11 protein-coding genes are annotated in these 12,251 nt (G+C 54.6%); 9 read left to right on the top strand and 2 right to left on the bottom strand.

Annotation, left to right across the window (positions count from 1 at the left end; translation table 11 throughout):
* Positions 1 to 42 precede the first annotated feature (42 nt).
* On the top strand, positions 43 to 1,164 hold the full coding sequence (locus tag PG062_RS13940) for a DUF6076 domain-containing protein (RefSeq protein WP_270752699.1): 1,122 nt from the start codon (positions 43 to 45) through the stop codon (positions 1,162 to 1,164).
* Between the two features lie 29 nt (positions 1,165 to 1,193).
* Positions 1,194 to 2,750: a hypothetical protein gene (locus PG062_RS13935; RefSeq protein ID WP_270752698.1), complete on the top strand. Its 1,557-nt coding sequence runs from the start codon at positions 1,194 to 1,196 to the stop codon at positions 2,748 to 2,750.
* Here the strand turns inward: PG062_RS13935 and PG062_RS13930 are convergent, their stop codons facing one another.
* Entirely contained in the window at positions 2,751 to 4,019 is a 1,269-nt protein-coding gene (locus PG062_RS13930; protein WP_333559432.1) for a sensor histidine kinase, read from the bottom strand.
* Between the two features lie 47 nt (positions 4,020 to 4,066).
* Positions 4,067 to 4,789 (bottom strand): LytR/AlgR family response regulator transcription factor, encoded by a 723-nt coding sequence (locus tag PG062_RS13925; protein WP_270752697.1) that lies wholly within the window; start codon positions 4,787 to 4,789, stop codon positions 4,067 to 4,069.
* Between the two features lie 190 nt (positions 4,790 to 4,979).
* Here PG062_RS13925 and PG062_RS13920 point away from each other — a divergent pair, with 190 nt between their 5' ends.
* From PG062_RS13920 to PG062_RS13890, 7 genes are all read left to right on the top strand, one after another.
* Entirely contained in the window at positions 4,980 to 5,339 is a 360-nt protein-coding gene (locus PG062_RS13920; protein WP_333559429.1) for a response regulator, read from the top strand.
* A 50-nt stretch (positions 5,340 to 5,389) separates the two neighbouring features.
* Positions 5,390 to 7,453 carry a PQQ-binding-like beta-propeller repeat protein gene (locus tag PG062_RS13915; RefSeq protein WP_270752696.1) on the top strand — a complete coding sequence of 688 codons (2,064 nt, stop codon included), beginning with the start codon at positions 5,390 to 5,392 and terminating at the stop codon, positions 7,451 to 7,453.
* 171 nt (positions 7,454 to 7,624) lie between these two features.
* The gene (locus PG062_RS13910) at positions 7,625 to 7,816 is read left to right on the top strand and encodes a hypothetical protein (protein WP_270752695.1); all 192 of its coding nucleotides are present in this window, start codon (positions 7,625 to 7,627) and stop codon (positions 7,814 to 7,816) included.
* Positions 7,792 to 8,031 (top strand): hypothetical protein, encoded by a 240-nt coding sequence (locus tag PG062_RS13905; protein WP_270752694.1) that lies wholly within the window; start codon positions 7,792 to 7,794, stop codon positions 8,029 to 8,031. The genes PG062_RS13910 and PG062_RS13905 overlap by 25 nt, the downstream gene beginning before the upstream one ends.
* A 111-nt stretch (positions 8,032 to 8,142) precedes the next feature.
* Positions 8,143 to 8,718, top strand: coding sequence for a TetR/AcrR family transcriptional regulator (locus PG062_RS13900; protein WP_270752693.1), 576 nt, complete (start codon positions 8,143 to 8,145; stop codon positions 8,716 to 8,718).
* Positions 8,719 to 8,820: 102 nt separating this feature from the next.
* Entirely contained in the window at positions 8,821 to 10,203 is a 1,383-nt protein-coding gene (locus tag PG062_RS13895; RefSeq protein ID WP_270752691.1) for a DUF1254 domain-containing protein, read from the top strand.
* Positions 10,204 to 10,224: 21 nt separating this feature from the next.
* Positions 10,225 to 12,251: alkyl/aryl-sulfatase (locus PG062_RS13890; RefSeq protein WP_270752690.1), on the top strand; the 2,027-nt coding region annotated here is incomplete at its 3' end.

Genomic DNA, 12,251 nt, shown 5'->3' with positions numbered 1-12,251 from the left:
ATTTGCATGGTATAATTAAAAAAACGTGACAGGAGGAAGCGCATGGCTACACCAATCATTGACCACAATCTGCTGACGCTGGACTACTGGCAGGACAGCGTGACCTACGAGGGCAAGACCGTACCCGGTGGCACCATTGGCTGTGAAGCTCTGAACATCCCGGATACGCTGAGGGAAAAGCTGGCACAGGCAAGTATTCCCTTGCAGAAGATCGTCGCGGCAATCAAAGAGAACAATCTGACTGCCGAGTTGCTTCGTCCTGCCAAGGGCAGTGTTCTGCATATGATACAGCTTGCGAAGGATACACCGCCGTTTTCCCGTGCCGACGCTGCTTATTACAACGGGCGTGTGGAGCATATCTTCTCGGAGGAAGGGATTCAGAATACCCTTGCCTATGTGCAGGCTGCCGCCGTGGTTGGGCTGCTGGCCACCTTCAACGAACAGTTCAGGCAGGGCGTTGGCATAACGAAGATCATCACCCTTGCGGAGGAGCTCCCTGCCACCATTCGCAACTACAAAAGCGGTATGACGGCGTTTGCAGACGAGCTGCATAAGGGGAAGCGGACTCCGGACGGCTATGCGCAGGTATTTGGCAGGATATTCTCCGGACAGCCGAAGCTGTCGCTGGATGACAAGTCATGGCAGGCATTTTCCAACACAACAATTCAATATGTGTCTGCCGTCCGCTCCGCTCAAGACGCGCCGCAGCTCATGCGCCGGATGCACTATATGTCTTTCGTGTCTATGTTCCGCTCCGATCTGTACGAGGGTCTATGCGTCGGACACGCGCCGAGGAAATGCGCCGTCTGCGGAAAATGGTTTCTGACCACTGACGCAAGATATGCCAAGTACTGTGACGGTCTGGCTCCCGGAGACAAACGCGGGCGCACCTGCCGTCAAGTCGGGAATCTTCGTGGACGGGAGCAGCGGGAGCTTGCCGCAGATCATCCCATCAAGAAAATCTATACAAAGCGGTTCAACACGATCACGCAGTATCTTGGGCGCGGCACGCTGGACGAGCAGACTGCCGCCGTGATGAAAGCACTTGCAAAAAGCAAGCTGGAAAAGGCGCTGCAAGACAATGACTATGCGCAGGGCAGCTACGCCGCCGAAATGGAGCAGGCGGCTTTGTTGGCAGAAGCGAAAGCGAATAGGAAGCGGTAATCAAAATCCAGGATGGAAGAGGTGCAGACATGGAGGATAACCGTGACAAACTGATACCGGCACAGCTTGCGGGCTACACATGGGAACTGTCCGGTTATGCGTCCAAAGTGCCGTTCGCCAATGAGGACAGCCTGACCATGCGCGAAGTCCGGAACGTCTTTCAGCTTGACCCGGAACCGCCGCAAATGGAGCTGAACGACTACATATGCGAAGCTGTCCGTCACAAAGACCTTGCATACTTTTCCTTCTTCCTGCACCACTTTGAAAAGCGTCTGAACAGCGTGATTTACCGGTTTCTCACCCGTAGCGGAATTGACCGCTACGACCCGGCGCGTTTTCTGGACTACAAGCTGGAAATCTTGCAAATGCTGCTGTTTTGCCTGCCGAGGTTCGACCCGGCGCAGGAAACAGAATTCCTGAAATACGCGAAACATTATATTCAGGACGGGCTGCTGTTCTGCCGTATGATGGGAGAAGCCGGTTCCTTTGCCAGTCTTGCAGAGTACCGGCGTGTACGCCAGATCGGCGCAATCTACAACGGTTCAAGCAAGAGTCGCGCAGAGATCGTTTCCGAGTTTGCCGCTCAAAGCGGGTACAAGGACGATAGCGTATCCGCAGATGAGCTGCTGACCATTGGCCAGCGCAACCGCAGCATTGTTTCCCTCTACCGCACGGAGCAGGACGAGGACGGCGAAGAAACCGGCGAGGATGTGACGCGCGACGATAGCTGGAACTACGCCGAAATCCTATGGAACGGAATACAGGCAAAGGCGGTCACGGCAGCGTTTGAGCAGCTTTCCTACAAAGAGCAATGGTATCTGGAAAAGCGGAACGCCATCTGCATGACCTGCGGGCGCGTCAGCCCCTTGTCCACGCAGTCCACCTTTGAAGATTTAGCGGTGGATTTTGAAGGAACGACAGCCAGCGGTGCGGAGCGATTCTATCGGCGCACATTAGACAAGCTACGGCTGAAGCTGCTGGAAAGCGGTGTGATCCATACCGTGACACTGAAACAAACCGATATGCGAAAAAAGAACAAAAGAATAGCCGCCGCTGTCTACCAATATCAGGCGGACAACGACGGCGAATGGGGCGAAATTCGGTTCGATTTTGAAAACGGCACAGCGGAGATCGTCAGGCTGGCGGATTGGGATACGGTAAAATCTAACATCTTTGCAAATACGGCGATCCGGTTTGTTCAGTGCTTACCGGAAGCGAGGCTGCTGAAATCCGTGGTCGTGCCGTTTGAGATGGACGTTCTGGAAAGACCGCTCCCTCTGACGAAAGCGGCAAAAGAATCGAACGGCAATTCCTCACACACGATCTCTCTGCGGCAGACGGAGCGCTGGAAAACAGGTGAAACGATTACCGCTGCTGTCTACGAATATCTGGTAGACAACGATGGCGAGTGGGGCGAGCTGCGGTTTGACTTTGAGAACGGCACAGCCGAGATAGTAAAACTGGCAGATTGGGACACAGTGAAATCTATCGTCTTTGCAAAAACGGCGATCCGGTACATACAGGGATTTCCGGAAGCGGGACTGCTGAAATCTGTGACCGTGCCGTTTTGGAAAGGCAGGGCATAATTACCCGCAGAGCATGACCTTTACACAGAACAGGCCGTCCTGATAGGTAACCGTACTCACCCCACTGGATTTTTCTGCGATGTGACGGACGGACTGAAGTCCGACGCCGTCTCCTTTTCGCTTGGAGGACTGGAATACGCCACCTTTTTCGCGGATGACTCCGTCATAGGTGTTTTCAACCTGAATCAGGGCCAGACTGTTTCCATGCAGACAGGCGGTCAGCTCGATTCTGCGTCGGGCAGGCGCAGTACGCAGGCTGGCTTCCAGCGCATTTTCCAGCAGATTCGAGAGAACCAGGCACAGATCGATCTCGTCTACAGGAAGACATTCCGGCAGATCGAGCTGCACGGAAAATGGGATCTGCTCCCGCTTCGCAAGTGCGCAGTAATACCCAACCACGCTGTCTGCCGCCCGGTTTTCGCAGAAGTGCATTTCAAGACTTGGAATTCTGGAAACCGCACCGGAGAGATAGGCTTTGATCTTTTCAAGATTCCCTTCTTCTGCAAGGGCAGCGAGCTGACATAGCTGGTGGCGCAGATCGTGCCGCGCCTGCCGGGCTTCCTCAATGGCAGCTTTCAGGCTTTCGTAGCGCTGCTGCTGCATGGAAAGCAGCTGGTTCTCCTGCTGCAATCTCACATTCCGGTTGATGCTGATCGCCATCAGAAGGAAGATTGCGTTGAAGAAAAGCATCAAAAACAAAAGTGTGATACTGATCACAAAATACCCCTGCAAAACACGCCCGGTATAGAGTGTGTCCGCATACTTGGGGATCATAAACAGATTCAGCGCAATGAACACCAGCGGCAGCACCCAAAACACATACCATGTCTGCGCCAAATTTTCATCCTCGACCATTCTCCGCACGCTGTGCGTCGCAGGATAATAGGCGATGGCGGCAAACAGCCAGCAGATCGCATGATAGCAAATCGCAGATCGCAGGCAGAGCCACGGCGCAGCCTGCGCCTGCGGCAAACCGGCCAGCATAGCGGCGTTAATCGCTCTTGAAAGGCTGTTGATACAGGCAAATACCGCACAGACGGACAACGCAATCGTTCCGGATTTCCAAAGCGAAATCCGGAGCGTTTTTATGTAGATCACGACTGCAAGCAAGGTTAGGCCTGCAAGCATCGGCACAGTCGGCATGCGGCGCGCATAGCACACCCCGCCTCCGGCGGCGCAAAGCAGCGCAAGCAGTGGAACAAGCCACAAAACAAGCTTTGACAGCGGCTGCTTTAAGCTGGATTTTGCCGGGAAGTAGGCAAGCAGCATGCCGGGAATCACCACGCCGAGCTCCAGAATTGGACGCAGCAGCTCCATTATGCCATCCGCCTCCTTTGAAGCAAGAACTCCATAAGCGCCTGCCGGGCGCTTTTCAGAAGGTCCTGACTGACAAACACGCGGCTTCCGTCCGTCATGCGGAAGGCGGCGTCTTCCAGATCCTTCGCGTGTTCCAGATTCACGATTACGCCGCGCCCGCACACAAAAAAGCGTGTGTCATCCTTTAGTGGTGCGATGAAAGTCTTGAAGGGTTGGCGTGTGGCAAGCGTCCTTTGAACCGTCGTATGGACGTAGATCAAGTGGGCGAAGTGTTCTGCGTAGACGATGTCCTGATAGCGCAGATGGATCTCGCTTCCCTCCACCTTTAGCTCCATATATTTGTCCGGCTGCGGTATGTGGGCAAGCAGCTCGTCCGTCAGCGCATCGATGTCCGCTTCGGTAAAGGGCTTGACCAGATAGTGCAGCGCCCGTACCTGAAAGCCCTCCAGCGCATGGTCGGTCGAGGTCGTGGTAAAAACCAGCAGGCAGTCTGTGTTGGTTTTCCGTAGCTTCTTTGCCGCCTCCATGCCCGTCATGCCATCCATATAAATATCCAGAAATGCGGCAGTAAAGGGCGCTTTCCTTGCCGCTTCCAGAAATGTCTCGCCGCTTTCGTATTCCAGAATATCCGCCTGCACATTTCTCCGGTGAAGCTGCTGCTCCAGCCGGTCTTTCAGCAGTGCACGTTCCGCAGCAAGATCATCCACAATCGCAATTCTCATGCAGGGTCCTCTCCTTGTGCTTGAATTCCAAGATAATTATATCACAGCGTGTCGAGGATGACAAAGAACCGCTGTCGGAATTCGTGCCAAAATCGCCCCTTTCGTGCTACGGCACTTGAAAAAACCGAATGGCCTTTTTATACTGAGCACAAGCAAAATGCCAAATCGGATGAAGAAAGGAGGGAAATCTGTGTATCGTATTGCCGTGCTGGCAGAACAGGAAGCAGAGCGGCAGCGCTACGCCGAGCAAATTACCCGGTTTTGTGAAGCGAAGGGGCTGTTTCCGCAGGTCATGCAATATGACGACCAGGAACGCTTTTTTGAAACGGCGCAGAAAGATGCTCCAACCAATACCGTCATTGCACTTTCCGGAGTGGCAGGACTGAATGCAGCGGAACATCTTCGCTCCTTATGCCCCGCGTGCCGGATGATCTGGTGCAGCGACTTGGATTTCTCCCTTCACGCCTTCCGGCTGCGGGCAGACTATTTCCTGCTGGAGCCGGTTTCCGAGGAAGCATTCCAGCGAGGACTGAATGCCTGGATTGAATAAACGGGCATCGAACCAAACCGAGACAACAAGCACAAAAATGGAGGATATCAATGAAAAAGAAAAAGTTACAATGTTCTGTACCAGCCCTTCTGCTGGCCGGTGTGTTGTGCCTGACATTGGCGGCCTGCGGTGCGAAGCAGTCTTCCGACATGCCTGCATCGGATACAGACTCCGCGGTAAGCGCTGCCCTGCCGGTAAAGGCCATGAATGCCAAACGTGTTGACGAAAACCCTTATATGGCAAAGAGCGACGCCAACATTCACCATGACGGCTACAATACCGACTCTACGGATGAAGTCCTGCCGCTTGGCATCTATCCGGAGATCAATGTTTCCTATGAAAAAACCAACGCGAACGCTTCGCCTGCCATTTACTTTGACAGCTACGGCCACGCAGTCGTTCCGCTGCTCGGCGGCATCGCCATCCGCGATCTGAATGCCGAAGAGACGAAGACTCTTGGCTATTTCTCTCCGAAGCAGCACGACGGCGGTGGTTACGTCATCCAGAGCTCCTACACGTTCCTTGACTCGGAAAACCGCATCGTCTGCCCCACCAGCAACAACCATGTGCTGATGCTGCGGGCAACCGATGAAGCAGGAAACGTCCTGCCGGAGTTTGAAAAGGTACTGGACATTGACATCAAGGCGGCAGCCGAAGCTGCGCTCGGCAAGGAGCTGACGCAGAATCTTCTTTCCGTGGTCTTTGACTACGACGGCAACCTCTGGTTTGCCACCGGCGGCTTCCGCATCTATCCCGAGCGTGAGCAGCAGGGCGTGCTCGGCTACATAGCCCACTCGGCGATCGAGGCGATCCTAAACGGAGAGCAGGCAGACCTTTCCAAGGCTGTCTTTGTCCACGAGCTGACCCCCGGTGAGGGCGCGGAAAACGGCATCGCCGCCTCCAAAGACGGTGCAGTGATCCTGACCAACCAGAACTGCTATCTTCTGCGCGCAGAAGAAGGCGTAGACGTTGTGTGGTGCACGCCGTATGAGAGTGCAGGCGCAAAGGTGAGCGGCGAGGGTGACAAGACCACCGGCGGCGGTCTTGCCTGGGGCGGCGGCTGCTCCCCGTCGCTGACGCCGGATCTTGTGATGTTCACCGACAACGCGGATCCCGTCAAGCTGCTGGCGCTCGATATGAAGACCGGTGAGATCGTTGCAAGCATGCCGGTTCTGGATGATCTGCCTGAGGGCTATCAGGTAGCGGTTGAAAACTCTGCCATCGTCTATGATGACAGTGAGGGCACCGTCAGCACGATTGTCTGCAACTGGTTCGGCGCAGGCAGCGCAGGCCTTGCCGATCCCGACAGCGATTCCTCCATCCAGAGCTATGCCAACATCTATGACACAAACTGGCTGACAAAGGGCAACTGCATGATCGCGCCCGGCGTCGAGCGCGTGGACACCGTGAAAACCGATTCCGGCTATGAGATGAAGAGCATCTGGTCTCGAAATGACCTGAGCGATACATCGATTCTCAAGCTCTCCACCGCGACGGGCTATATCTACGGCTATGTGCAGGATCTGGAAAGCGGCATGTGGCAGTACATCATTCTGGACTTTGCCACCGGCGAGACGGTATTCACCATGGACGTCTCCAACAAATATGGCTACAATAACATGGCTATCGGTATGTATGCCGGAAACAGCGGCAACGCGCTCTACTGCCCGACGGGCTATCTGGAGCTGCTGTGCTTGCAGGACCGCTTTGTGTATCTTCCCGAAATGCCCTACCGCAAGGTCGATCTCGATAAGGCCGCGCGGAACGTACTGACACAGGAACAGTTTGAGCAGGACGGCGGTGACGGCACGGTCGCCAGCTGGCGCAATACTGTGACGGTCGAAAATGTTCATCCCAACACGACGGTCTCGTTCCGGATGAACAACCTTTCCGGGGACACCGCCGGGCTGAAGCTCTATGCCTACGGTGCAGACGGAAAGCTGGCGGAGGTCGGCAATGAGCTGTGGTCGATCACGGATGAGACAGGCGCTGCCGTGGATACCCTGTCCGATGGCACACTGTATGAGCTGCGTGTGAGTGTCGCGGACGGCGGCGCGTTCGACCTGAGCGAGACGGAAAAGGAAATCAAAATTTCCGTTGTACTTGTAAAGTAAGACTCAAGGAAAGCTGTCAAAAAACTACAAAATCACCCCCGTTTCTGATTGATATGCTCCCTTTATGAGAGACAGTGAAATAAAAATACTGTCAATCACGAAGGGAGCATTGTTCATGTCAAGAAGGAAAACCAGCAGATCAGAGCAACTGTCGGCGGCGAAAGCCTCTGCATGACCTGTGGACGTGTCAGCCCTTTGTCCACGCAGTCTACCTTTGAGGACTTGGCGGTGGATTTCGAGGGTACAACCGCCAGTGGCGCGGAGCGATTCTACCGGCGGACGCTTGACAAGCTGCTTGAAAGCAGGCTTGTCCATGCCGTGACGCTGAAGCAGACCGAATGCCGCAAAAGGAACAAAAAATAGCCGCCGCTGTCTACCTATATCAGGTAGACAACGACGGCGAATGGGGAGAGATCAGATTTGACTTTGCAACCGGCACAGCGGAGATCGTCTGGCTGGCGGAGTGGGACACGATAAAGTCCAATATCTTTGCAAGGACGGCGATTCGGTACATCCAGAGCTTGCCGGAGGTGCGGCTGCTGAAAAAGGCTATTGTGATGTTTGATCAGGCATTGTGATCCTAAAAATTTATAGCTTTTATTCAAGCAATCGCTTGATTTATTTTATGAAGCCTGATATGCTATTATAAGAAATACTGGATATTGCACAGAAATGGGGGGAATTGTGTTTTGAGGGAAGAAAAGAAAGCTGAAAAGAGACAGGAGCTTGTAGGCGTCTGCCTTGGCTGCTTTGTCGAAAAGGGGCTGACCGTTACCACCACAAAGGATCTCTGTAGGGCGGCAAAGCTGCAAAACGGCGGCATCTACTATTACTTCTCCACCAAAGAGGAAATCGTTCTTGCCTGCGCCGAGGAAGCGATCAGTCGAATTGAAAAAGCTGCGTTTGCCATCGTGTTTGAAGATATTAGTGACGTCAAAAGCATGATGGATCATCTCGGTGAGCTGGCGGATAAAATGTCGCCTACCATGCGCTTTCTGGTCAGCGTATGTGTGTCGCGCGAATACGGAGAAAAAGTAAAGCCTTCCCTTGTGCGGCTTGCGGCAAGATACCCTTATTACACGGGCAGGATTGCGGAGATCCTCGGCTGCACCGACGAAGAGGTTGCGCCGTTCGTTCATCTGTCGATCCTTGCCATCAACAATTATATGATCTTTGCCGAGCGAGCGCTGTTTGACCCACAAATCGAAGCAGTCAAAAAAGAGCTTTCAAGGCTTGCAGAAAGAAAGGGGCGGAATAATCGATAGTTTACCATAAAGAGAAAATCACAAACGACTTCATAGTCAATCCATACGCACAAACCGTTCCGTGAAGATGACCAAAGCAGAAAAGAATCATAGGAGGACAACATGAAAAAGATACTTGCAATTCTACTATCGCTGCTTACACTGCTTTCCTGCGGACTTCTTTCCGCCTGCTCTGCCGAAAAAACGCAGCCGGATACATTGGATACTGAAACCGTGTGGGAAACGGTCAGTGAGGCATACATCTATGCGTTCCCGCTGGTGCTGACCGACGCAACCAAAACATTATCGACCAATACGGACGGGACCATGACTGGCCGTGCGCCCATCAATCAGTTCAACCATGTAAAAAAGCTGGCGGACGCCTCTTTCCGCACCGTCGTGACGCCGAACGTCGATACCGTCTATTCGCAGGCATGGCTTGACATCAGCACAGAGCCTATGGTCTACGTCCTGCCGGAAACGGATCGCTTCTGCAATGTGCAGCTTCTGGATGCGTGGACGAACACCGCCGCCGTGCTGGACAAGGCGGGTGCTTATGCCATTGCGCTTCCCGGCTGGGAGGGCGAGCTGCCCGACGGTGTGACGCGCGTGGACGTGCCCACCGCAACGGTGTGGTCGATCACCCGCACGGTGCTGTCCGGGAACGAGGATCTGCCCAATGTCTATGCCATTCAGGAGCAGATGCAGCTCCTGCCTCTTTCGGCTTATATACAGGGAGGCGAGTATGCCGCACCGCAGGGAGCTTATAAAGAGGAAAATGACTTTGTTCCCGTGAACAAGGTGCTTTCCATGACGCCAGCAGAGTTTTTCAATACGGCGAACGCTCTGATGCAGGTCAACCCGCCCGCCGATGCGGATAAGGAACTGCTGAAGAAACTCTCCGCCATCAACGTGGGCGCGGGTAAGACCTTCGACGCCGCTCTCCTGGGCGAAGGAGCTGCCGAGCGCTGGACGCAGATGCTTCAGGGGCTTCGCGCCACGCTTGCCGCCGACGGCGCGAAGTATGCGCAGAAACTCGGTCAGTGGATCTATTACGGCAAGCCCATCGGCGACTTCGGCACGGAGTATACCTACCGCGCGATGGTAGCGCTGGTGGGGCTTGGCGCCAACACCGTGGACGTGGCAATCTATCCCAAGACAGCGGTGGATGAGACCGGCGCAGCGCTGACCGGAGAAAAGAAGTATACGCTCCACTTTGAAACCCTTCCTCCCACGCTGGAGGGCGGCTTCTGGTCCGTGACCGCCTACGGAGAGGATGATTTCCTCATTGACAATTCCATCGACCGCTACTGCATCAACGACCGCTCCGACTTCAAGCTGAATGCGGACGGCACATTGGATATTATCCTGTCCAAGGATGCGCCGGAAGACACCCCTAACTGGCTGCCTGTTTCCGACGGGGAATTTCATCTGTTCATGCGGATCTATGTACCGGATATGACAGCACTGGATAGCTGGCAGCCGCCTGTTATCCGCGAACAATAAGGAGATGGAAAAAGAACGGCTATGAAACGTATTGCAGCAATGCTTCTTGTATCGGTACTGCTGCTTTCCTGCGTCGGCTGTGCGCAGGATGGGAGCAAAGAGCCGGACGCGGAAAAGGCAGACCTGGGTCTGACCGCCGAGGTCAAGCCCGCCACAGACTTTACGGCAAAGGCAAATGCCGCCGTCTACGATGAACTTGACTTCGATGATAAGCAGGAATATGAATTCGCCACCCGTGGACTGATCGACGCGCCGGAAACACTGGAACTAAAGGACGAGGATGGGACGATTCTCTGGAGTCAGGAAGCCTATGCGTTCCTGGACGATTATGAAAAAGCGCCTGACAGCGTAAATCCCAGCCTCTGGGAGAACACGAAGAACAACCATGCCTATGGTCTTTTTGAAGTGACGGATGGCATCTATCAGGTCCGCGGCTATGACATGGCAAATCTCACCGTTGTCAAGGGTGATACCGGCTGGATCGTCTTTGACACGCTGATGAGCGTGGAGTGCAGTCAGGCTGCCATGCAGCTAATCGAAAAGAATCTTGGTGAATTCCCGGTCAAGGCCGTCATCATCTCTCATTCCCACGCCGACCATTTTGGCGGCATCGCCGGCGTGATGGCGAAAGAGGATAAGGCAGACGAGACACTTTCTATTGAAGATCAGCTCGCCAGCGGCAAGATCCCCGTGATCACACCTGTGGGCTTCACGGAGCACTCTGTGAAGGAAAACGTCTACGCCGGTAAGGGTATGGGCCGCCGCAGCAATTATCAGTACGGTATCCTGCTGACGCCCGGCGTGACCGGCAAGCTGGCGCAGGGCATCGGCATGGGACAGTCCACCGGAACGGTCTCGTTCATGACGCCCAGCTATGAAATCACGCAGTCCGGCGAAAAGCTGACGATCGACGGTGTGGAGCTGGAGTTCCAGCTCACGCCGGGTACGGAAGCGCCCGCCGAAATGAACACGTGGCTGCCCCAGTACAAGGCGCTTTGGATGGCGGAAAACTGCACCGGCACGCTCCACAATCTCTACACGCTGCGCGGCGCGGAGGTGCGCGACGGCGCGGCATGGGCAAGCTATATCACCGAGGCCATTTCCCTTTACGGCAAGGACGCGGAGGTAACCTTCCAGTCCCACAACTGGCCGCATTGGGGAAACAACGTGGTGAACGACTACATGGTCAACACGGCTGCCGTGTATAAGTTCATTAACGACCAGACTCTGACCTATATCAATCAGGGCTACACCAGCGACGAGATCTCCAACATGATCGAGCTGCCGGAGGTGCTCAATAAAATCTGGTACACCCGCCAGTACTACGGGACGGTCGCCCACAACGCCAAGGCGGTCTACCAGAAGTTCATGGGATGGTATGACAGCAACCCTGTCAACCTGAACCCCCTCATGCCAAGCGACAGCGCAAAAAAATGGGTGGAGTACTTGGGGGATGTTGACAAGGTCCTGCAAATGGCAAAGGCGGATTTTGACAAGGGTGAATATCAGTGGGTCGCCGAGGTCACAAACACCATCGTCTTTGCCGACCCGACGAACACCGATGCACGGCTTCTGTGCGCCGATGCACTGGAGCAGCTGGGGTATCAGGCGGAGTCCGGTCCGTGGCGCAACGAATATCTGACCGCCGCGCAGGAGCTGCGCCATGGAAACGCCAATTTCACCGCTTCCACCAAATCTACCGGCGACATGGTCAAGGCCCTCTCCGCGCCCATGCTGTTTGACTATATGGCCATTGTCATGGACAAGCAGGCGCTGGCTGACCGCGACTTCACCATGAACGTGATCCTGCCTGACGTGGGCGAACAGCACATGCTCCGCGTGAAGAATGGTGTGCTGCTGGTCTATGCGGATACATTGTCTGATGATGCGGACGTGTCTATTACCTGTCTGAAGAATGCGCTGTTTGCGATCCTGACCAACAATCAGGAAACAGTTGCAAAGGCCGTCAAGGTCGAGGGCAGCGCAGAGCTGCTGACGCTGATGATGGAGAATATGAACCAGTTCCCGATCACCGGAGCCAACCCCTT

The organism is Gemmiger qucibialis, from assembly GCF_027689445.1.
Taxonomy (GTDB): Bacteria; Bacillota; Clostridia; order Oscillospirales; family Ruminococcaceae; genus Gemmiger; species Gemmiger qucibialis.
This window is presented reverse-complemented; position numbering and strand designations above follow the sequence as displayed.

What these genes read in the sequence shown, in the direction of transcription:
- PG062_RS13940 (WP_270752699.1), top strand. Translation starts at nt 43, where the DNA reads ATGGCTACACCAATCATTGACCACAATCTGCTGACGCTGGACTACTGG.
- PG062_RS13935 (WP_270752698.1), top strand. Translation starts at nt 1,194, where the DNA reads ATGGAGGATAACCGTGACAAACTGATACCGGCACAGCTTGCGGGCTAC.
- PG062_RS13930 (WP_333559432.1), bottom strand. Translation starts at nt 4,019, where the DNA reads ATGCTGCTTGCCTACTTCCCGGCAAAATCCAGCTTAAAGCAGCCGCTG.
- PG062_RS13925 (WP_270752697.1), bottom strand. Translation starts at nt 4,789, where the DNA reads ATGAGAATTGCGATTGTGGATGATCTTGCTGCGGAACGTGCACTGCTG.
- PG062_RS13915 (WP_270752696.1), top strand. Translation starts at nt 5,390, where the DNA reads ATGAAAAAGAAAAAGTTACAATGTTCTGTACCAGCCCTTCTGCTGGCC.
- PG062_RS13910 (WP_270752695.1), top strand. Translation starts at nt 7,625, where the DNA reads ATGACCTGTGGACGTGTCAGCCCTTTGTCCACGCAGTCTACCTTTGAG.
- PG062_RS13905 (WP_270752694.1), top strand. Translation starts at nt 7,792, where the DNA reads ATGCCGCAAAAGGAACAAAAAATAGCCGCCGCTGTCTACCTATATCAG.
- PG062_RS13895 (WP_270752691.1), top strand. Translation starts at nt 8,821, where the DNA reads ATGAAAAAGATACTTGCAATTCTACTATCGCTGCTTACACTGCTTTCC.